At 54.9% G+C, this 20,557-nt stretch carries 19 protein-coding genes; 10 read left to right on the plus strand and 9 right to left on the minus strand.

What is annotated here, in order from left to right; translation table 11 throughout:
- The first annotated feature begins 117 nt into the window (after positions 1-117).
- The 4 genes from GQF03_RS06540 to GQF03_RS06555 all read left to right on the plus strand — a co-directional run bounded on the left by GQF03_RS06540 (position 118) and on the right by GQF03_RS06555 (position 2,795).
- Positions 118-681 (plus strand): DUF924 family protein, encoded by a 564-nt coding sequence (locus tag GQF03_RS06540; protein ID WP_161338407.1) that lies wholly within the window; start codon positions 118-120, stop codon positions 679-681.
- Positions 682-716: 35 nt separating this feature from the next.
- A complete protein-coding gene (locus GQF03_RS06545) occupies positions 717-1,481 on the plus strand; it encodes an SDR family NAD(P)-dependent oxidoreductase (RefSeq protein WP_161338408.1) in 765 nt (254 codons plus the stop codon).
- On the plus strand, positions 1,471-2,325 hold the full coding sequence (locus tag GQF03_RS06550) for a trypsin-like serine peptidase (protein WP_161338409.1): 855 nt from the start codon (positions 1,471-1,473) through the stop codon (positions 2,323-2,325). The genes GQF03_RS06545 and GQF03_RS06550 overlap by 11 nt, the downstream gene beginning before the upstream one ends.
- 152 nt (positions 2,326-2,477) lie before the next feature.
- Positions 2,478-2,795: a hypothetical protein gene (locus GQF03_RS06555; protein WP_161338410.1), complete on the plus strand. Its 318-nt coding sequence runs from the start codon at positions 2,478-2,480 to the stop codon at positions 2,793-2,795.
- A gap of 2 nt (positions 2,796-2,797) precedes the next feature.
- Here the strand turns inward: GQF03_RS06555 and GQF03_RS06560 are convergent, their stop codons facing one another.
- The 5 genes from GQF03_RS06560 to GQF03_RS06580 all read right to left on the minus strand — a co-directional run bounded on the left by GQF03_RS06560 (position 2,798) and on the right by GQF03_RS06580 (position 9,798).
- Complete coding sequence (locus GQF03_RS06560; protein WP_161338411.1) at positions 2,798-4,858, minus strand: HD-GYP domain-containing protein; 2,061 nt, start codon at positions 4,856-4,858, stop codon at positions 2,798-2,800.
- Positions 4,851-5,567 (minus strand): transglutaminase-like cysteine peptidase, encoded by a 717-nt coding sequence (locus tag GQF03_RS06565; protein ID WP_161338412.1) that lies wholly within the window; start codon positions 5,565-5,567, stop codon positions 4,851-4,853. Before GQF03_RS06565 ends, GQF03_RS06560 begins: the two co-directional genes overlap by 8 nt.
- Positions 5,567-6,895 (minus strand): HlyD family type I secretion periplasmic adaptor subunit, encoded by a 1,329-nt coding sequence (locus GQF03_RS06570; RefSeq protein ID WP_161338413.1) that lies wholly within the window; start codon positions 6,893-6,895, stop codon positions 5,567-5,569. The genes GQF03_RS06565 and GQF03_RS06570 overlap by 1 nt, the downstream gene beginning before the upstream one ends.
- A 2-nt stretch (positions 6,896-6,897) precedes the next feature.
- Positions 6,898-9,258: a type I secretion system permease/ATPase gene (locus GQF03_RS06575; protein ID WP_206376368.1), complete on the minus strand. Its 2,361-nt coding sequence runs from the start codon at positions 9,256-9,258 to the stop codon at positions 6,898-6,900.
- 348 nt (positions 9,259-9,606) lie between these two features.
- Positions 9,607-9,798, minus strand: a complete 192-nt coding sequence (locus GQF03_RS06580; RefSeq protein WP_161338414.1) for a hypothetical protein — start codon at positions 9,796-9,798, stop codon at positions 9,607-9,609.
- Between the two features lie 252 nt (positions 9,799-10,050).
- Here GQF03_RS06580 and GQF03_RS06585 point away from each other — a divergent pair, with 252 nt between their 5' ends.
- Positions 10,051-11,394 (plus strand): TolC family outer membrane protein, encoded by a 1,344-nt coding sequence (locus GQF03_RS06585; RefSeq protein ID WP_161338415.1) that lies wholly within the window; start codon positions 10,051-10,053, stop codon positions 11,392-11,394.
- A gap of 58 nt (positions 11,395-11,452) precedes the next feature.
- Here the strand turns inward: GQF03_RS06585 and GQF03_RS19015 are convergent, their stop codons facing one another.
- Complete coding sequence (locus tag GQF03_RS19015; protein ID WP_161338416.1) at positions 11,453-12,112, minus strand: transglutaminase-like cysteine peptidase; 660 nt, start codon at positions 12,110-12,112, stop codon at positions 11,453-11,455.
- A 202-nt stretch (positions 12,113-12,314) separates the two neighbouring features.
- Here GQF03_RS19015 and GQF03_RS06595 point away from each other — a divergent pair, with 202 nt between their 5' ends.
- On the plus strand, positions 12,315-14,450 hold the full coding sequence (locus GQF03_RS06595; RefSeq protein WP_161338417.1) for an HD-GYP domain-containing protein: 2,136 nt from the start codon (positions 12,315-12,317) through the stop codon (positions 14,448-14,450).
- 12 nt (positions 14,451-14,462) lie between these two features.
- Here GQF03_RS06595 and GQF03_RS06600 read toward each other — a convergent pair whose 3' ends face one another.
- A complete protein-coding gene (locus GQF03_RS06600) occupies positions 14,463-15,485 on the minus strand; it encodes a DNA-binding response regulator (RefSeq protein ID WP_161338418.1) in 1,023 nt (340 codons plus the stop codon).
- Between the two features lie 172 nt (positions 15,486-15,657).
- On the opposite strand from GQF03_RS06600, the gene GQF03_RS06605 reads away from it, so the two are divergent.
- Positions 15,658-16,212: a pseudouridine synthase gene (locus tag GQF03_RS06605; RefSeq protein ID WP_161338419.1), complete on the plus strand. Its 555-nt coding sequence runs from the start codon at positions 15,658-15,660 to the stop codon at positions 16,210-16,212.
- Positions 16,213-16,241: 29 nt separating this feature from the next.
- On the opposite strand, the gene GQF03_RS06610 is transcribed toward GQF03_RS06605, so the two are convergent.
- Positions 16,242-17,066, minus strand: coding sequence for a universal stress protein (locus tag GQF03_RS06610; protein WP_161338420.1), 825 nt, complete (start codon positions 17,064-17,066; stop codon positions 16,242-16,244).
- A gap of 244 nt (positions 17,067-17,310) precedes the next feature.
- Between GQF03_RS06610 and GQF03_RS06615 the strand changes: the two genes are divergently transcribed.
- The 3 genes from GQF03_RS06615 to GQF03_RS06625 all read left to right on the plus strand — a co-directional run bounded on the left by GQF03_RS06615 (position 17,311) and on the right by GQF03_RS06625 (position 19,589).
- A complete protein-coding gene (locus tag GQF03_RS06615) occupies positions 17,311-17,877 on the plus strand; it encodes an NAD(P)H nitroreductase (RefSeq protein WP_161338421.1) in 567 nt (188 codons plus the stop codon).
- Positions 17,878-17,922: 45 nt separating this feature from the next.
- Positions 17,923-18,831: a glutathione S-transferase family protein gene (locus GQF03_RS06620; protein ID WP_161338422.1), complete on the plus strand. Its 909-nt coding sequence runs from the start codon at positions 17,923-17,925 to the stop codon at positions 18,829-18,831.
- A 149-nt stretch (positions 18,832-18,980) separates the two neighbouring features.
- Positions 18,981-19,589: an OmpH/Skp family outer membrane protein gene (locus GQF03_RS06625; RefSeq protein WP_161338423.1), complete on the plus strand. Its 609-nt coding sequence runs from the start codon at positions 18,981-18,983 to the stop codon at positions 19,587-19,589.
- A 2-nt stretch (positions 19,590-19,591) separates the two neighbouring features.
- On the opposite strand, the gene add is transcribed toward GQF03_RS06625, so the two are convergent.
- Entirely contained in the window at positions 19,592-20,557 is a 966-nt protein-coding gene (gene add / locus GQF03_RS06630) for an adenosine deaminase (RefSeq protein WP_161338424.1), read from the minus strand.

Here is a 20,557-nt window from a genome sequence, read left to right on the forward strand (position 1 = left end):
CGGTCGTCAAATTTTCGCGCCATGGCTTGTAATGGGTCGTTGTCCCCTATAAGTTTTGAAAACGGCAGATTTGCCATTTCCCCTATCATCCGGCCTTAACTTGGTAAGAGGTAACTATTGGACCGTATTCAGGAAATTCTCGACTTTTGGTTTCTGCCACCTGACCATGAAAATTATGGCCAGCCGCGCGAGGAATGGTTCGTAAAGAATGCCGAGTTCGATGCGGAAATTCGCGACCGTTTCTTGTCGGATTTCGAAAAGGCGGAGAATGGGGAGTATCTGGACTGGACGGATAGCGCGCGCGGGTCGCTTGCGCTTATCCTCCTTTTTGATCAGTTTACCCGCAATATGTTCCGCCAGTCACCGCGCGCCTTTTCGGCGGACGGTAAAGCGCGGGAAATTGCCCGTCATATCCTCTCGACCGGCTTTTATGAGGAATTGAATCTTGTCGAGAAGCAATTCGCGGCGCTTCCCTTCGAACATAGTGAGAATCTGAAAGATCAGAAACTATCCCTCAAGCTTTTCGGGGAAATGGGGAATGAAAATTTACTGGATTACGCCCAGCGGCACTATGTCATTATAGAAAAATTCGGCCGGTTCCCTCATCGGAACCGGCAACTCGGACGTCAAAGCACGCCGGAAGAAGAGGCGTTCCTTAACGAGCCGAACTCTTCATTCTAATCACGAACTCTACTCAATCGTCAGGAAGGACTTTCATGAATCAGCTAACAGATCAGGTCATAATTGTCACCGGGGCGAGCCGGGGCATCGGCGCAGCAGCGGCGATTGCGCTTGCCGAAAGCGGCGCGAAACTCTGCCTGAGTTCGCGCAGTGCCGCCGCCTGCAGTGGCGTCCTCGAAGAGATAAAAAATGCCGGCGGCGATGCCTTCGCGGCAAGCTGCGATGTGTCCGATTTTGCGGCCGTGGAGAAGATGGTGGATGAAACGCTCGATCGATACGGGCGGATCGATGCGTTGATCAATAACGCGGGCATCATCGATCCCATCGGTGCGATTGCGACCAGCAACCCGGCGGACTGGGCGAAAAATATTTCGGTCAATCTTGTCGGCGTCTACCACGGTACGCGTGCCGTATTGCCCCATTTCCTCGATCAGAAATCCGGCGTGATTATCAATATCAGTTCCGGGGCGGCGCATGGCCCGATGGAAGGCTGGAGTGCCTATTGTTCCGGAAAGGCGGGCGTATACATGATGACGCGGGCGACCGCCCTAGAAGCCGGTGAAAAGGGCGTCCGGGTCTATGGATTCGCGCCGGGAGTCGTGGATACGGAAATGCAGGTCGCGATCCGCGCCTCCGGTATCAATGCGGTCAGTCAGATACCGCGTGAAAACTTGGCATCGGCCGCGGATCCGGCGAAGGCAATCGCCTGGCTATGCACGGAAGAGGCGCGTGATCTGGCGGGGCAGGAACTGACGATCCGGGACGAGGCGCTACGCAAGAGAATTGGACTTGCCGTTTGACGTTGCCGCGATGAGGGCAGCCTGGAAGCTCTCTGGCCGACGCCTCTATCATGGCATGGTGGCGGGGATATTCTCGCTTTTCATCAGTTGTCTTCCGCCGGATGCGGCGGCGGATATGTCTGTTCCCGCCAAGGCGCTTCAGGTTCCCGGTATCAAAGGCGCTGATAATCGGGTGCGGGTTGACATATCAGCCTATCCTTGGCGGATGATAGGTCGCCTGAACCGGAATGGCAGCCATTGCACGGCTATCCTTGTAGGACCATCGACGATTCTGACAGCCGCCCATTGCTTCTGGGATAAACGGCGCAACCAATGGTCAGTCCCGAGCGCCTTTCATTTTGTCGTCGGATATGAAAAAGGTGCCGTCAAGGCCCATTCGAAAATCAATGGCTTTACCCTGTCGGATGGCCGCCCCCCGTCAGATTCGTTACAAAAGCCTCCGGTCGAGGAGGATTGGGCCCTTGCGTCGCTCGACAGGCCGCTCGGCGATCAATTCGGCTATGCGCCGCTCGCGCAATTCGGTTCTTCCAGGTTACAGCATAGATTGTCGAAAGGCACCACTGTCGTCCAGGCCGGCTACAGCCGTGATATCGCCCATATCTTGACCGCGGATGAAGATTGCAAGATCAGCGGCGTCTCCCGCAGCAAGAAGGGATTACTTCTCCTTCATCAATGTGATGCGACGCAGGGGGATTCAGGATCCCCGCTTTTCATATATGAGGGCGGCGAGTATGAACTTCTGGGAATCCATGTTGCGACATTGACACGAAAATCGGGCGCGAGCGAGGGCGTTGCCGTATCCGTAGACATGTTCGGCGATCAGGTTCGGCAGCTGCGAAAGTGACCGGAAACATAAAATTTTATGAAATTTCATCGAAATTTATTATAATCTACCTCAAATGAGGGATGAAAAGCCGGATGGCGAGCGGTAATGTAAGAAAGAATTAACCAAGTATGTTCTTTCGAGCCGCAGGTTGAGCGGGGGAAGTAGTGACAATGAGTGATGGGCAGACAGACGGCTCCGGGATGGCCGAAGAAGATCAAATCGCGCAGGAAGAGAGCGCGAATGCCGATCTGACTTTTCTGGAACTGGACCAGAACGGGACAGTCGATCTCGACGCGCTGTTCGATGCCCTGAATATTGCGGCGGTGGAAGGGAATGCCTCCGTGGAATTCCTCCCCGGCGGGAATGAGGGCGGCGGAACTTTATCGATTTCTGGCTCCGATCTAACGCTCGGCACCGCAGCTGCGGAAGATTTACCGGATGTTTCCGATCTCTTGCTTAAAAGCAGTATCGCGTCGGACGAATCCTGACTTCAGCCTCTTTTCATTTCAATATTGGCCTTGAAGGCGGCTCCGATTTCGGTTTCGAAGAACCGGACCATGGCCTCGACCACAGCCGGGTCATATTTTTCCGGGTTGTTCTTGAACACGCGCAACGCCTCATCGACACCGATCGCCTCGCGGTAGGATCTCGGTGAGATCCGGGCGATCAGAATATCCGCCATGCCAAGGATCCGGGCAGGCATGGCAATGTCCGCTTCCGTGAGGCCCTTGGGATACCCACTACCATCCAGCCGCTCGTTAATCTGCGTTACCGCATCCAGAACCTGTTTGTCCACATCCGCATTGGACAGGATCTTTTCCGACGTCAGGACATGACTTTGCATGATTTCCTGTTCCTTGGGGGTCAGGCGGGATTCCTTTTCCCGGATTTGACGCGGAATGGAAATCTTGCCGATCTGCGATAGATGGGCGCCGGTATTGATTACCTTGACGACCTCTGCTGACAGGCCAAGTTCCGCTGAAATGTGATTGGCAAGCTGCGCCACCCGTAGTGAATGATCCGAAAGATAGGGGTCGTTCGCTTCCAGCATCTGCGAGAGGACGGTAATCGCCTTGCGGTCCATCTCTTCCTTTCGGCGCTGATACTTGACATATTCCGTAATGTCACTGCTGACCGTCACGATGCCGAGAAACGCACCCTCTTCATTCAGGAAACGGGATTTGGCGACGCGCAGGGTCCGGACACCGTCACGTGTTTCGATCTCGACAAACGCATTGACAGTCTGTTCCGTCGCGATGGCTTTGCGGTCGTGTTCGGCCAGGTCGCGCGCGGCCTTCTCGCCGAAAAGCTCCCGATCCGTTTTGCCGGGGATCGACCGGAGCGGGTAATCGGCAAGACGCGCGAGTGAGGGGTTCGCATAAATGTAGCGCCCTTCAGGGTCGGTCAGGCCGATCAGCTCGTCAATGGTGTTGTTGATGCTTCCCAGAAGCCGCCGCTGGGCATTGATCTGGGCAGCGAATTCCTTGTATTGATGGGCAAGCGCCCGGGCATTCTGGCCTTTCAGCATCAACCAGATGACCGTTAGAATGGTAAAGATGATAACCAGAAAGCTGATGGCAAGTCCGACAACGAACAAGTTGTAGGTCCGAAGGGAGGCAAGCGCCTCGCTACTGTCGACCTGCTGGAATACAACGAGATTGGTCCCATCGACAAGGGCGCCGGATGAATAGAAGCTGTTGCCGCTACTGTCCGTGGTTTCACGAAAGCCGATGGCATCCGGCGCAATGCCGGCATCGGCCGTCGCTGAAACGTAGGGTGGCTTTCCGGGAAACAGTTCGAAATACTTGCCGCCCGTTTCCTGATATAGCCGCGTCACGTGCTCACTGCTGCTATATGGCGATGGTTTCAGGAAGTCCGACAGCGCATCTGAAGCCGGGACGGTGAGCAGAAGAATGCCGACGACATCGGCAGTGTTATCAGTCGGATTGCTTTGCGCCGCCCGGATTGGCAGTAAAAAATCGAATACCAGACCGGCATTACCAGCCCGGATCGGCAGGAGCCTGATTTCCGCCCTGTCATATTGCTCCTGTGCTTCGGCCCGTTGATCTTCCGTCAACGCTGGCGCGCCGCCCGAGGCGAGATAGGCGCGACCATCCCGGCCAATCAGATACGCACCGATCAATCCATCCTGGTTGGCGAAATTGGTAAAGGCGTTTTGCATATAGGGAAGCTGTTCGTTCAGCGATCTAGGTAACTTCCCGCCACCGGCGATGTTTATTTCCGTTGCAAACAACTGGAACAATTCATTGCCGGCAATCCTGTTGGAATCCTCAACCGTGCTGGCGAGCCAGGTTTCTATCACCTGTGCCTTACCGGCGGCGCTGATATCCAGCCGCTTTTGCAGCTCGCCAACCAGTTCCTGTTTGCGGGACTGGATTGCATAATCGCCAACGAAGTAGCCGAGGACCGCCAGCACGACAAAAAATAATGCCGCAAATTTCCAGGGTGCCTTGCGGATCAGGCTGCTGTCATCGGGGGCGTTGCCGGACAGGAATGAATTCAACTCAAACTTCAGCGTCGCGTCAGTCATTTTTCTCGTCCCCTGAGGCTTCTTGCGCAACCAGGAAATCTTTCGGAATATGCGCCCATCTTCTCTTTTCATTTACCGAATAGAGCGGCACATAATAATTCACGAGGCGTTCCTCCAGAATTGTGTCGTTTAGACTGTCAAGAACGTAGCGTTTTCCTCGCAGGCTGACACTTAAGACGGCATGGTCCTTGTTCCGGAGAACATCGTTGGCGACAACGATCCGCATGGAATCCGGATCAAACCCGAGCTCTTTCAGGCTTACATATTTCATAATCGCGAAATCGCGGGACCTGCCGCCATTCGAAAGGAATTGAAGAGGCGTGGCCCAGTCATCACTTGTAGCCGCCGCATCCTCTTCCTGGATATGTTTCCAGCCATTCAGGAAACGGTTTATTTCCTGCAACTGCGCGCGCCTGTTAGTCCGTTGCAATTCAGCAATTTTGGTTCGCCACAAGGTCATTTGCTGCGACTGGCAGTCTTCAATGCGGTCATCGCATTTGGATGCCGCTTTGGCCAGTTCGGGAAAACTTGACATTACCTCCAGCCAGCGCGGCAGGGCGGCAAGATTGTCGGACGATATTTCGACCATGCCGAACAATCCCTCCTCCGTTACTTCGGCGCGGGCAGGCGCGCCGGCGACGGTCCCGAACAGGAAGAAGGCGGAGAATAGGGCCAGAGATATCCGTTTATGTCCTGCGAAAATGCGCATCAGCGTTCCCTCAGGGCCGTATCCCGGGTTTTCAGGATCGGCTTCAGAATATAGTCGAGCACCGTTTTATGCCCGGTGAGGATATCGACGGAGGCGACCATTCCCGGAATGATCGGGTAGGTATTTTCCCCGCGTTTCAGGTAGTTCTGATCGGTGCGGACAATGATTTGATAATAGCTTTCGCCCGATTTTTCGTCGACGATCGTATCGGCGCTGATCCGTTCCAGTTTTGCCGGCAGACCGCCGTAAATCGAATAATCATAGGCCGTGATTTTGACGGTTGCTTCCTGTCCCGGACGCAAAAATGCGATGTCCGACGGCCGGATATTCGCCTCCACAAGAAGGGTATCGTCGATGGGGACTATTTCTATGATATCCTGTCCCGGCTTCACGACACCCCCGATGGTTTGAATCTTCACATCCTTGACTTCGCCGGCGACGGGAGAGCGTACGTCTGTTCTGGCCACCCGGTCCTTGACGCCGAGGATTGCCTGCCGGGCCGCTTCATAGTCGGCGCGAACCTGGCTGAGTTCCTGAGCGGCGCCGCTCTTGAAACTCAGGATTTTCTCCTCGATACGCTGATTTGCCTCCTTCAGCGCCCCCTCGACCCTCGGCAAGGAGAGTTCGGAGGCGGAAATCTGTCCGCGCAGATCGTTGACCTCTCGCCTCAATTTCAGAGAATCGACCTTTGGAACGATGCCCTTTTTGACAAGTGGTTCGGTAATTTCCATTTCCTCATTTGCCAACGCAAGACTGGCCCGCAATTGTCTTAGTCGTCCATTGATCTCTGCAATCTCCTGCTGGCGCTGTTGCGCCTGCTGTCGCAGAATCTGGATTTGCGATTGCAATTCTGCTTGTCTTGCGTTGAACAGGTTCTGCTCGCGAACCGTTATGTCCTTGCGCTCGGCCAGCAATTCCGCGGGGAAGGTCAACGGCTCGCCCGTCGCTTCCGCTTCAAGACGGGCAATGCGTCCCATCAGGTTTAGGTAGTTGGATTCAATTTCCCCGGCGCGCGAGGCAAACCCCGTATCGTCAATCCGAAGAATAATCTGGCCCTTCTCGACGATATCTCCTTCATGCACGAGCAGTTCACGAAGAATGCCGCCTTCCAGATTCTGGATAATCTGTACCTGGCTGGACGGAATTACCTTGCCATCGCCCCGCGTTACTTCATCGAGAACGGCATTGCTTGCCCAGAAATAGCCGACGACGAAGAAGGCGACGATGCCAAATAACAGCATATATGCGCGCGGATGCGGTCCCTGCAATTTAGCGGCAACGACATCCGACGCGAAATCCGAGTCATCCCATTTGAGGTTTGTCGACATCGTTATTCCCTCGTCCCGCGAACCGTCGGTTTGCCGACCGTCGCCGTTACCGACTTGGTGGTATTTTTGCCGCTCTGGCCAAGTTTCAGGATTTCATCACGCGGTCCATCGGCGGCAACCTTGCCGTTCCCGAGGACGATAATGCGGTCGACCAGCGAGAACAGGGACGTACGATGGGTGACCAGAAGGACCGTTTTACCCTCCATATAATTCTTCAGGCGGGCGATCAGCCGGCGTTCGGAATTGAGATCCATCGAACTTGTCGGCTCGTCCAGCATCAAGATCGGCGGATTGGGCAGGAAAGCGCGGGCAAGGCCAATCGCTTGCCGCTGCCCGCCGGACATCGTCGCGCCTTTCTCGCCGACATGCAGGTCGTAACCGTGCGGATGTTTGCTGATGAAGTCATGAACGCCGGAGAGCTTGGCCGCATTCAGGATCATTTCGTCATCCGCCTGTGGATGCCCCATGGTTATATTCTGGCGCACCGTGGCCTGGAAAAGCGTGATGTCCTGCATCACGCTGCCGATGCTCCGGCGGATGTCGGAAGGGTCAATCTGGCGGATATCCGTCCCGTCAATCAGAACGGCACCTTCATCCGGTTCGTAGAGATTTATGAGTAAGCGGGAGATTGTCGTCTTGCCGGATCCGACCGGGCCGATAATGCCGACTTTCTCACCGGCGCGGATCTTGAAGGACACGTTGTTGAGCGAGGGCAGGTCGCTTCCCGGATATTTGAATGTCACGTCCTTGAATTCGATATCTCCGCGAATGTTTGGACGGCTGAGTTGCCGCTTTTCCGCCCCTCTTTCCACCGGCAGGGACATGATTTTGTTAAGCCCTTTCAGCGCGACCATCGCCTGATTGAGGCGGGTCAGCAGGCCTGCGATCTGGCCAAGGGGCGCCATCGTTCGGCCGGTCAGAATGGTGCAGGCTATCAAGGCGCCGACGGTTATGCTCGAATCCGGCTCGCCCATCAGGATAACGCCGTAAACGACGACGCCGACGGTCACGAGCTGCATCGCAGCGGCGGAAAGATTGATGCCGAGGCCCGCGAAAAACCGTGCTGCGACGCTTGTTTGCGCCGTCTTGCCGACGAAGCGTTCCCACTCCTTCTGCATGTGTCCTTCGATCCCCATGCTTTTCACCGTATCCAGGGCGGAGATCGTTTCGATGATCACGCCATGTTTCTGCGCTGCCTCTTCCGAAGTCTTGGCGACGGCGCGACGCATGGGCCATTGCAGGAAGAGCCCGACAAACAACACGATCGGGATCGCCACGGCGGGAACAATGAAGAGAGGGCCACCAATCAGATATATGATAAACAGGAAAATCGCGAGAAACGGCAGATCGACCAGCGCTGTCACGGTAACCGAGGTGAAAAAATCACGAAGGGTTTCGAATTCGCGCAGGTGGTTGGCGAATGCGCCGGCGGAGGCCGGACGTGCCTTGACCTGCAGATTGAGGACCTGCTCGAATATCCGGCTTGATAAAAGGATATCCGCGCGCTTTCCGGCATTGTCCACGAAATAGGCCCGCAGGGTCTTTAGCAAAAGATCGAAACCGATGACGGTGATGACGCCGATGGCCAGCACCCAGAGGGTCTCGAGCGCCCGGTTGGGAACAACCCGGTCATACACATTCATGATGAAAAGCGGGCTCGCGAGCGCGAAGCTGTTGATTAGGAAGGCAGCGATAAGAACCTGTACAAAGGTCGGCCAGAATTGCCACATCGTTCCCCAGAACCAGGAGCCGGTCCGCTGCAGCAGCTTTTCGTCCTTATCGACACGGTATTTGAAATTCGGCCGGGTAAGGATGGCGTAGCCGACGTATAGGTCTTCCAGTTCCTTGAGCGGCAGGCTGTCCGTGCCTTCGCCCGTCTCCGGGAAAATAACTTTTGCCCTGCCGTTGTCCCGCTCCAGCAGCACGCACGCGCGGCGACCGTTCAAAAGGATGACGCAGGGCAGGACAACGTCGGGAATATTTTCAAGCTTGCGGTTGGTGATGCGCGCGCTGATGCCCACCCGTTCGGCGGCGCGCACGAAAAGAGACGGCGTAAGCTTGTTGTCTTCAAGCGGCAGACCATAGATCAGCGCATCCGGTGTGCGTGGATCGTCAAACAACTTGGTGAGAGCGGCCAGACAGCCGAGGAGGGGGTCCTGATCGGCGCGCGTCACTTCGGAAAGGTTTATCTGCCAGTCGGCCGCATTTTCAGTTTCGCCGCTTTCCACCGGTTCCGACGGCGGCCGGCTATCACGGGCGATCGTATCCTTTTCGACCTTCGTCGCATCGCCCCCTTTCGATACGAAAAGGTCTTCAGCGGCCTCGATGTCCAGAGTAACGGGATTGCGCGAATTTTCGTTCACAGATTTGTCCTTGTCATTAACCGGCTCAGCCTGTCGGGCGTATCGCACATATACTCTGCGAATTCGCCGGCAGGCCGGAGCAGGTCAGATGGCATCCGCCGCTTCATTTTAATGCCTGAAATCATGATGTCGTCCCGTCCGAGCCTCTCCGTAAAATCCGGCTTTTTCATGATCTGCATTCAAAGTCCACTGTAGCCGAATGATTAAAAATTTCCGAGCCGTTACCCTTTTCCGGCCATTTCGATGAATCCGTCGGTCCCTCCACGTTAAAGCATTGACGATATTGAACGCTAATTTCGTGAAAATGCAGTTAACATACTGACAAAAGCAGCCTTTTTAAAAATCTTATCATGCGCGGCCATAGGCTGCAAAAAAGCCAAATCTGCCCGTATCACGGGTGATCAGATTGTAAATATATAAGAATAATTGCGGGCTTTCGTCCCAACTTTCAACAAAAATTAACCATGAATTACCGCAATGTGACGTGCTGCTGCTGTATCCGCCGCCGCTGAACCGTTGTTTGGCTGCCAGAAAAATCATGCAAGGCTCTGTTTTAATTTAGAAGTTGCGTCGTCAGCTATATCTCTGTTGTATTTTAGACACAGCATATCCGGCTCCCCATGATTTTTCCGCCGCCTGCGGTCTTATAAAGTTGATTGATAGCGGAAAGAGCGCGTACATTACCGGCGAATGAAAACAGGTTTTGATCGGTTCATTTGTTATAAGTCTGGCAAATATGAGTGGGGTTGAATATTTGTGTGGTCGACGAAATGGACCTGATGGGAGAGGGGCATGATGCTTAGAAACCGTGCGGTAAAGACGAAAAATGTTCTTTCCGCCAGTATTCTAACAGCTGTATTCGGTAGCTTTCTTGCGGTGGGGGCCGCGCAGTCTGAAACGTTGAATGAAGCCGTACAGCAAACAGTTTCGACCTATCCCGAAATTGCAGAAGCCTCGGCAAACCGCCGGGCGGTGGATCAGGAACTTGAACAGGCCAAAGGCCTTTATCTACCCTCCCTCGATCTGGAAGCCGGAATCGGCTACGAATGGACCGACACGGTTACCATCGATAACGAGGATCTCCGCCGGACAGAGTCAAGCTTGCTGCTGGTTCAGACCCTGTATGATGGCGGGTTCAGAAGCGCGGAAGTCGATCGTCAGGGCAACCGGGTCGATAGCGCCGCCTACCGCGTGAAGGAGCGGGCGGAAGCGATTGCGCTCGATGCTGTTCGGGCATATCTGGATACACTGCGTAGTCTCGAAATTGTCGAACTTGCCAAAGAAAATGTTGAAAAACATCGTCGTACCTTGAATGAGATTCAAGATCGCGTTCGGGCGGGACAAAGTGGCATTGGTGACGATCAGCAGGCGCTGGCTCGGCTTGCCGCCGCGGAAGATACGCTGGTTGAAACCATGCGGGCTCTGGATGACGCGGAAATCACCTATCTCCGGGTTGTCGGCGCTCAGCCTGTCAATCTTGAACTGCCGGTTTTTCAGGACGGCGTGCTTCCCGATAATATCGACGATATCGTCGCGCTTGCGCTTGAGAATAACCCGGATATCCTGTTTGCCTCGTCAGACATAAAAACATCCGAAGCCGAAATCCGCGCGACCCAGGCAAGTTATTATCCAACGGTAAATCTTGAGGTTGGCGCCTCCGCCGATAACAATCTGGACGGTGTGGAAGGTCATAATGATGACTTCCTTGCGATGCTTCGGCTGCGCTACAACCTGTACCGCGGCGGCATTGATGAGGGCCGCGAGAAAGAGGCGATAGCCCGCAAGGCGGAAACGGAACAGCGGAAACTCCGGTTCGAACGGCTTGTTGAAGAGGAGGTCCGGCGGAGCTGGAGCGCCCTCGCACGGTCGGAAGCGCGAGCCGAAGTTCTGGCCGCGGCTGTTGTCGCCAACCGGGAAGTCGCATCTACCTATCGCCAGGAATTTGAAATCGGCCAGCGGGATCTTCTGGATCTTCTGGATGCGGATAACGAGCTTTTCAATTCGCGCACATCGTTGGTGACCGTTGAATATGCGGTCCGGTTTGCAAAATACCGTCTGCTCGCCACCATGGGCACGCTCAACAGCACACTCGGCGTTACCCTGCCGCAGGAAGCGACGTTGCCTGGTAAAGGCTAACTAGTATCAAAATTCGAAATGGCTTAGCCGGTGTCTTATGACGAGTGGCTTTTTCAGCCTAATTGTTGGCGATTTTCGGCTTGTGACGCCACCAGCCATTTTCGTTTACAGAATAAATCGGCTTGTAATGACGGATCCGGCTTGAGTCGACCACCTGACCGATCTGGTTGTCCAGCACCAGTTTCTTGCCCTTGAAGTTCACGACGAGAATGGCATGCGCGACGCCGAGATTGACGTCCTGAAGAACAACGATTTTCATATCCTCGGCAGGCCAGCCGAGGGCGCGCAGAGTGAAATATTTGACAATCGCGTAGTCTTCGCAGTCACCAAAGCGGGCGAAGAATTCCTTCGGAATTTCCCAATAATCCTTAACGCCCCAGTTTACCGGATCGAGGATGTACCGAAACAAATTCATATGCCGGTTGACCTGGGCGAGTTGCTCTTCCTTTGACAATTGTTGCCATTCGTCGATCAGCGCGACCCATTTCTGGTAGGCGCACCGGTTATATTTTCCGGTAACGCAGTCGCCGGGGTCGTCCTTGTAGGTGTTCAGAACCTTCCGCCATTTCGGAAAAGGTTTAAGGCCCGAATACGGGGTTTCCTGATATCCGAATAATCCGGCGGCCTGCGCGGGGGAGGTTGATGGCGTTAACAGCAGCAGTGCGGCGAGTATCACTACCCGCAAAACCACAAATTTTCGTAATCCGGCTGATGTCACCTTGGGTTTCCCTGCGTGTCTGGAAATGCCGTCCATTTCTCCCCGGCATTATGGGCAACAAATCGTTAACAAAGCCTGACCTGGCCACCTAATGTCGTTGCGCGGCAGCGCATTAATTGCGTAGGTTAGTTATCAGGAATTTACCGATCTTAAAGAGTTTCAAGGCATTATGCCCTCTCGTGAAATATATAACCGGATTGTCATGGCCGATATTGAGATTGAAGCATCAGGAAAAAAGAAGACCTACAAAACGCTGAGCCTCGGCGTGTTGCTGCTTCTTGCCGTTATCGCCGCGGGGATCTGGGGCACTTTTAAATTCGTTGATGAACAGCGCGTGCGCGACGTTCGGAATTGGGAAATCCGTCTTGGAATTGTTGCCGACAGCCGCGCGGCAAGCGTCGATGAATGGCTCCGCAAGCAGGAGCAGGCGATCGGCACCCTCGCGACGAATGCATCTTTACAGGTCTACCTGACACAGTTGGTAATCGAGACCGCGGAAAACGGCAATTCGATTTCCGAGGTTCCGGAGGCCGGTTACCTCATCAATCTTTTGAATAACCAGGCGGTGATCAGTGGTTTCTGGGAGCCGGAGGAGCCGCAGATAAGGGCCAATGTCGCGCGACCGGGCCGGGCGGGAATCGGGCTTACGGATGCATCGGGAACGCTTCTCGTTTCCAGCGGCAACATGCCGCCGATGAACCCGACCATCCGCGCGGCCATGGCCAAGGCCGGTGAAGGACAGGCGGCGCTTATCGATCTTTACGAGGGGATAAACGGTGATCCTACGCTTGGCTTTGTCTGGCCGGTCTTCGCCGTTCAGGACGAAGGGAGCAGCAAGGATATCATCGGATATGTGATCGGCCTCAGAACAGTGGAGTCATCGCTCTTTCCGCTCCTGTTTCAGCCGGGAGACACGTTGCAGACAGCGGAGAATTATCTCGTCCGCCGTGACGGAAATCTGGTGCAATATATCTCGCCGCTCGCCGATGGTACGCTCGCCCTTGCCCGCAAGCTAAGTATCAAGGATGACCTTGCCGCGGCTTTCGCTGTTGAGCGGCCCGGCGATTTCGCCATCCTCTCGAACTATCTCGGTAGCAAGGTGCTGGTCACCGGGCGCGCCCTGACAGTCGCGCCCTGGTATCTTGTGCGCACGGTGACGGAGCGTGAAGCGCTTGCGGAAACCGACCAGCGGCTCTCCACGATGCTCGGAATCTTTCTGCTTCTGATTTTTGCGGTTGCCGGAACGGTTGTTGCCGTCTGGCGGCACGGTACGTCGATCAGGGCGGCGGAGCTGGCGCTGCGTTACAAGGAAATTGCCAACCAGCTGAAAGACCGTAGCGAGTTTTTAAAGATTGTTACCGATCAGCAGCCGACCGCCATCGCGGTATTCGATTCGGAAGACAAATATACCTTCGCCAACAGCGTCGCCGCCGCAGACGTCGATATCTCGCAAGACGAAATGATCGGTAAAAAGGTTGCCAGTGTCCTCGGCCCGTCGCAGGCCAAGGAAATAATCGAGATGAGCAACCTGGTGCGCAAAGATTACGAGCCGCGTTCGCAGATCAGCCGCCTGCACAGCGATGACGCGGAAAAGCCGGAACGGGTCATCAAATCCGATTTTGTCCCTTTGCGCTCGGCCAGGGTAAACAGCAAAGAGGTCTTGACCGTCTTTCAGGATATTACCGATGTCGTCATGGCCCAGGAACGGCGAGAAGAGGTCATGCGCGATCTCGTGTCAACACTTGTCGCCTTTGTCGATCGCCGCGATCCCTATTCCGCCGATCAGTCGCGCCGCGTGGCGAAGGTCGCGGTTGCCGTCGCGCGTGAAATGGGTGCCTCCGACGAGTTGGTGCGCACGGTCGATATCGCCGGCAACCTGATGAATATCGGCAAGATACTGGTTCCGGCGGATATCCTGACCAAGACCAACAATCTGACGAAAAAGGAAATGGACGTCATTCGCAATAGCCTGATTTCGAGTGCCGACCTGCTCGAAGAAGTCGATTTTGACCTGCCGGTTGCCTCGACGTTGCGTCAACTTCAGGAAAACTATGACGGCAGCGGCCAACCGAACGGCCTCGTCGGAACGCAAATCAGCGAGGCGGCCAGAATTATTGCCGTCGCCAACGCATTCGTCGGCATGGTCAGCCCGCGGGCCTATCGGGGGGCTCTCGGGTTCAGCGAAGCGATAAAGAATTTGCTGGATGCGGCGGATACGCGCTTCGACCGCCGTGTGGTCAGCGCGCTTATCAATTATCTCGAGAATCGCGGTGGGCGCGAGAACTGGAAATATTTCTCGGAAAGCCTTGATGAGAAGCCTTCCGACATCGGAAGTTAGCAGCCGTTTACCTTAAAGGAGTGGGGTCGCCTGAAGCGCCGCCGGTCCGGTCAGGATTAATTTCACGACCTCGCTTTGCCGGCTGGTGTCGGTCTTGCGGAAAATCTGCCGCAGCTGGGATCGAACGGTATGCATGCTCACCCCCCATTCATCAGCAAGATCATCAAGCTTGTGACCGTTTGTCAGCCCGAGAGCAAGCCGCCCTTCGGCTGGTGTCAAACCATAGAGACGGCAAATCGTTTCAATCGATAGCTCCACCGGTTCGGCCGGATCGGAGACGAACAGGACCGCCCCTTTGCCGGCGACGCCCGTGCCGATCGGCGCGACCATGACATTGAGCGGGTAATCGCTCTCCATGCGCGTCAGGGATATGGCGAAATCGCCTTCCGATTTCGTGTCGTCAGGCGGCGAAAGGGTATCCGCGAGCAGTTTGGCAAGCGCCCGGCTCTCTCCCGGCAGGGTCGCCCGGCAGATCCGATCTGCGCCGACGACAAGTCCGTCCCCCTGTTCGAGGTAGCGTTTCGCCTTACCGTTAAAGAACAGGATCTTGGAATCTGCCGTTACCAGAATTACGCCGATGGGCAATCTATTGAGGACCGCCGTTGCGGAATCAAGGAGCGGCGCCGTTTCGGCGCTCCGCCGGTGTCCCTGATGACGTTGGATTGCGTTCAGGAGGCTGCGGGAAATGCCATCGGTGGTTAGCTGGCTCTTGATGAGATAGTCCTGGGCCCCCTTACTAATCGCTTCTCGGCCTACTTTTTCGTCTTCATCGGTCATGACGACGACGGGAGTCTGCGGAATTTTCTGCGACAGAAGGGAGATTGCGTCAAACCTATTTTCCGACTTTTCCGTCAGATCAAGGATGATCACATCGCCATTTTGCGACCGGGCCGCCTTGGCAAAGTCGTCAAGGCAGGCAACATGCTCGAATGAAAATTTTGCATTCGCGGCGTTAGAGAGCAACCAGCTCAACTGCTGGGCATCCTCCTCCTTGCGTCCTATAAATCGGACGGTCGCGATAGAATTTTCGTCCATTGGGTACGATTTTCCGGTTTTTGCCTGACGGGCCTCGGCCATACAGCCGGGGATTCACCTTGTACCATGGCCAAAATTACCTAAAATTTTGATAATTTGGTTAAAAACAATTGCATTCCCGACTCTCGTCACGCCTGTACATAGACTATAGTTCTAATCAGCGGTAAATTTAATGCCAAGATACATTGCGTTTCACAAACCCTACGATGTCCTCAGCCAGTTTACCGGCGAGGCGGGCCAGAAGACGTTATCAGAATTTTCTCTTCCAAAGAAAGTTTATGCGGCCGGCCGGCTCGATAAGGATAGCGAGGGTCTCCTTTTATTGAGCGATGACGGCCCGCTGATCAAGAAGCTGCTCGATCCGGAAAATGGTCATGAGCGGGTTTACTGGGCGGAAGTGGAGGGAGAACCGACGCAGGACACCCTTGCCAGGCTTTCGCGCGGTGTGATTTTCAAGGGGCATAAATCGAAACCCTGCCGCGTAAACCGGTTGGTCCCACAGCCGGAAATTTCGCCGCGGGACCCGCCCGTGCGGTTTCGAAAATCCATCCCGACCTGCTGGATCGAACTCGTCCTGACGGAAGGGAAAAACCGGCAAGTGCGGCGCATGACGGCCGCAGTCGGCCATCCGACCTTGCGTCTTGTCCGCAAACGCATCGGGAAGCTTATGCTCGGCGATCTGCTGCCCGGTGAGTGGCGCGACGTTCAGAAGTCGGATATTTTCTGAACGGCGCCAGCCACCTGGCTGCTTGATTATTAATGGGCAAACAGGACCGGAGCGGTCATATGCTCGAGAATATTTTTAGTGGCGCCGCCCAGGATCATTTCGCGAAGCCGGCTATGGCCATAGGCCCCCATCACCAGCATATCGCCGCTGTAATCGACAAGCGCATCCAAAATCGCATCGCCGACGGCAAGATCCGGCCAATGCCCGGATTTGAACGTCGCCTTGATCCCGTGCCTCTCAAGATGAGCGAGAATATGCGATGTCTCGAACGATTCATCTTCAGTTGCATTGACGCGAAGAAGGGTCACTTTATCCGCCTTTTTCAGAAACGGAAGCGCTTCATGCAGCGCGCGCGACGCTTCGCGGGTATTGTTCCAGGCAACGATGACATGGTTGCCGAAGTTGGCGTACTTGCCGGCAAACGGGATAATCAAGACCGGGCGCGGGGAGCTCACCACAATTTCTTCAGCTATGTAACGTGTCTGCGCATTGTTTTCGGCATCCGGGTCTCCCTGGCCGACAACAACGAGATCGGCCGCAAGCGCATGGGCATTGAGAAGATCCGGCGCGTATCCTTCCTCGATGACGACCTCGATCGAGCGATCCACCTTGGCGGCAAGCGCCTCAAGTTTCGCTTTCGCCGCAACGGCATTTTCTTCCTCCACCTTGCGGGTTTGCTCGATAAATTCCGGCGGCACATACCCCATGAAAGATGTCGGAACGGTGACCTGCGAGATCGTATACAAGCCAATTACGTGAGCGTCATGTTCAACGGCAAGACCGAGAGCCGTCTCAATACGGGCATCTAATTGAGAATCATTGTTGAGATGTAACAATATGGTTTTTATGGACATAGCACTTTCCTTTTTTCCACCCTGGACGGTAATGCGTTATTCTTATCGACGTTTTTGTCAGGAGCATTGATTTGAGACAAACTCTCCCGCGGCGACTCACAGCCGTTAATGGCGCTCGCATCTTCTATTACTGTATGAACTGTTTACGCAGATAACAACCGGATAAATGCAAGGGCGTAGGCAGGGCTGACGTTCTCTGTTATGAATGCAAAAGGGCAGAATTTGAAAAGGAATATTTTGTTTGATGGATGCCATAGAAGCTCTGCTTACACGTAAATCCTCCGCCAGACTCATAGCGCCCGCGCCGGGGCATCAGGATCTGAAAGTGATGATACAGGCGGCTGCGCGCGCCCCCGATCATTGCCGGCTTCGACCGTGGCGGTTTTTGGTGATTGAAGACGAGGCGCGCGCGCGGCTGGGCGATATTTTCCAGCAGGCATTAAGGAACCGCGATCCGGAGGCGAGCGATGCCGCGCTCGAAAAGGAACGGCTGAAACCATTCAGGGCGCCGATGCTGATCGTTGTCATCGCGAAAATCGACGATCATCCGAAGGTACCGGCTGTCGAGCAAATCCTGTCTGCCGGCGCTGCCGCGCAGAATATAATGCTTGCGGCTCATGCGCTGGGATATGGCGGCATATGGAGATCAGGCAAACCCTGCTTTGATCCGATCGTGAAGGCTGCTCTCGGCGCTGGCGAGATGGACCAGATTGTCGGATTTCTCTACCTCGGCACGGCGGAGCGGACACCGGTGCTTCCGGAAGACTCGATTTCCGACTACCTGGAAATCTGGGAAAACCAGCCGGAATAGACAAGCCTGGGACGTGACATATAACAATAATCAGGGAGACAATTAATGTCCGAACTTATTTTCCATCACTACGATGCATCGCCATTCGCCGAGAAGGTGCGTTCCGTTTTCGGTTTCAAGGGGCTTAGCTGGCGGTCCGTGCAGATACCGCGGATGATGCCGAAACCCGAGCTCGTGCCGCTGACCGGTGGGTACCGAAAAACGCCGGTATTGCAGATTGGCGCCCATATCTATTGCGATACGCAAATCATTATCCGCGAATTGGAAGCCCGCCATCCGAAACCGACGCTCTTTCCCGGAAACAGTCAGTTTCTCGGCTGGGGAATGAGTTTCTGGACGGACAAGCTTTTGTTCAGCAACGCTGCCGCAATTGTCTTTGGCACATTTGGCGACCAAATGCCGCCCGAATTCGTCAGGGATCGCGCCGAATATTCCGGTGGCGGCATAAATATCGAGAAGATGAAAGCCGCTCTGCCTGTTTCTCTGCAGCAGTTCGCCGCCATGATGGACTGGGCGGAACAGGGCCTGACCGATGGCCGTGACTATTTTCTCGGCAGTGAGGCAAGCCTTGTCGATTTCGATCTTTATTATGTTACCTGGTTTGCCGGCCGGGCGCCGGAGGCTAAAAAAATCCTTGAAGGCTTTCCGAACCTCGCAAGCTGGATGGGACGGATGGCTGCCGTCGGCCATGGCAAGCCGGAAGAGTTAACCGCGGGCGAAGCTCTTGACATTGCGAAAGGAGATGACGTTTCCGGCTATACAGGCGTTGTCGCCGCCGGAGAAGCGAAGAAGGCCGGTGATCCGGTCACCGTCGCGCCGAATGATACGGGACGCGTTCCGGTATCGGGCGAACTTGTGGCATTGAATAGCCGGGAAATCGCGATCCGTCACTCGAACGATATTGTCGGCGAGGTCATAATTCATTTTCCGCGCGCCGGATTTGTCGTCCAGTAAGCCTGCGGAGCCACGGCGAAATCACGGTTTCGCCGTTTTTGATGAATAATATTAAGGGGCAGCGGCGCTGGCATTGGCATGACGGTTCTGGATTTATTTATCTGTCAGTGTTATGAAGCCTAGGAAATCCCCATTCTCCGGAGAGACCATTGAATAAAAAAATTCAGATGTTGCTTATTGGATTGCTTGTTCCAGCGGCGGTCCTTACCCTGAATTTACAGGGGGCATCGTTGGCGCTTGCGCAGTCCAAATTGCCGGAAGCCGTCATCGCGGTGGTTGATATTAATCAGGTCCTGCAGGTTTCCGAGCCGTCGAAAAAAGCCGAAGAAGATGTCAAGGCGCTCCTTAAAACCAAGGTTGACGAATTGAACAAGCGCGGTGATGCCCTGCTTGTGGAGAAAGAGGCCCTCGATAAACAACGGGCGATCTTGTCGCCGGACGCGTACCAGAAAAAGCTGTCAGAGTTGAACGTCCAGAGGCAAAATCTGCAACGCGAATTCCAGGTTATTAATGGCAAGATGAACGAAGTTCTCGTCGGGATCCGCCTCCGGTTTCGTGAAATTATCATTCGCATCGCGGCGGATGTGAGCAAGGAAAAGGGCGTCAATATCGGCATCGACCGGGACAAGACGGTTTTCTTTAATCCAGATATGAATATTACCGAGGAAGTTCTCGCAAGATTTAACAAGGCCAATCCAAAAGTCGATATCAAGATTGAAGAAACGCCGCCGGCTGCCGCGCCCGCGAAGAAGCAGTAGCGTCAGATTTTCTCCAGCAATTCTTCCTTGAGCGTCTCGCTACAGAAGGCGGCGCGGATGGCGTTTCTTGTAATGCCGGTAAGGTCCGCTTCTGACAGGCCGTAAAAGCGGGCGGCCTCCGTATATTCATGACCGATGGAGGTTGCGAAAAAGGGCGGATCGTCGGAATTAAGTGTGACGATTGCCCCCGCCTTCATAAAGGCTTTAAACGGGTGAAGCGCGCGACTTTTATAGAGACCCGTCGCGACATTGCTGCCGGGACACATCTCGAGAGGAATTTTCTTCTCGGCGAGTTCTTCCAACAGCTCGGCATCTTCAATCGCCCGCACGCCATGCCCGAGACGACTAACCGGCAGTTCGTCGAGACAGGCACGAATACTCTCCGGGCCGCCAAATTCTCCCGCATGATTTGTCGTTGGAAACCCGGCGTCCCGCACCAGGTTGAAGGCAGGGGCGAAATCCCTGGGATGAAACTGTGCTTCGTCGCCACCCATGCCGAAGCCGACAACGTAGTCGTGGGGCGTGGCAACGAACTTTCGGGCGACGTTCAGCGCCCGTTCCGGGCCGAAATGACGGACGCATGTCACGATGATCCGTCCTTCGATGCCGAAGGCGGTCCGCGCATCGTCAATACCGGCGGCGATGCCATCCAGATGATCGGCGTAGCTCATCCCCACCTCCGCCGCGTGATCGGGGGAGGAGAACATCTCGACATAGATGGCATCTTCCCGCGCGCATCTTGCGAGATAGTCAAAAGTAACCGTCCGGTAGTCGTCTTTGGTGAGGATTGCCGCCGCCGCTTTGTCGTAACAACTGAGAAAGTCCCAGAAATCAGTCCAGGCGAATTCCCCGTCCGATTTGAACGTCGCCGGATCAATCCTCGCGCCGTTTCGCGCCGCCATTTGCCGGACAAGCGCGGGCGTTGCCGTGCCTTCCAGATGCACATGAAGTTCCGCTTTCTTGACCAT

The organism is Sneathiella chungangensis, assembly GCF_009882935.1.
Taxonomy (GTDB): domain Bacteria; phylum Pseudomonadota; class Alphaproteobacteria; order Sneathiellales; family Sneathiellaceae; genus Sneathiella; species Sneathiella chungangensis.

Bases quoted from the DNA above. Each gene is read 5' to 3' on its own strand.
- GQF03_RS06595 (WP_161338417.1), top strand. From the start codon at position 12,315: ATGGCCGATATTGAGATTGAAGCATCAGGAAAAAAGAAGACCTACAAA.
- GQF03_RS06610 (WP_161338420.1), bottom strand. From the start codon at position 17,066: ATGTCCATAAAAACCATATTGTTACATCTCAACAATGATTCTCAATTA.
- GQF03_RS06605 (WP_161338419.1), top strand. From the start codon at position 15,658: ATGCCAAGATACATTGCGTTTCACAAACCCTACGATGTCCTCAGCCAG.
- GQF03_RS06585 (WP_161338415.1), top strand. From the start codon at position 10,051: ATGATGCTTAGAAACCGTGCGGTAAAGACGAAAAATGTTCTTTCCGCC.
- add (WP_161338424.1), bottom strand. From the start codon at position 20,557: ATGGTCAAGAAAGCGGAACTTCATGTGCATCTGGAAGGCACGGCAACG.
- GQF03_RS06580 (WP_161338414.1), bottom strand. From the start codon at position 9,798: ATGATTTTTCTGGCAGCCAAACAACGGTTCAGCGGCGGCGGATACAGC.
- GQF03_RS06565 (WP_161338412.1), bottom strand. From the start codon at position 5,567: ATGCGCATTTTCGCAGGACATAAACGGATATCTCTGGCCCTATTCTCC.
- GQF03_RS06545 (WP_161338408.1), top strand. From the start codon at position 717: ATGAATCAGCTAACAGATCAGGTCATAATTGTCACCGGGGCGAGCCGG.
- GQF03_RS06620 (WP_161338422.1), top strand. From the start codon at position 17,923: ATGTCCGAACTTATTTTCCATCACTACGATGCATCGCCATTCGCCGAG.
- GQF03_RS06600 (WP_161338418.1), bottom strand. From the start codon at position 15,485: ATGGACGAAAATTCTATCGCGACCGTCCGATTTATAGGACGCAAGGAG.
- GQF03_RS06615 (WP_161338421.1), top strand. From the start codon at position 17,311: ATGGATGCCATAGAAGCTCTGCTTACACGTAAATCCTCCGCCAGACTC.
- GQF03_RS06560 (WP_161338411.1), bottom strand. From the start codon at position 4,858: ATGACTGACGCGACGCTGAAGTTTGAGTTGAATTCATTCCTGTCCGGC.
- GQF03_RS06555 (WP_161338410.1), top strand. From the start codon at position 2,478: ATGAGTGATGGGCAGACAGACGGCTCCGGGATGGCCGAAGAAGATCAA.
- GQF03_RS06570 (WP_161338413.1), bottom strand. From the start codon at position 6,895: ATGTCGACAAACCTCAAATGGGATGACTCGGATTTCGCGTCGGATGTC.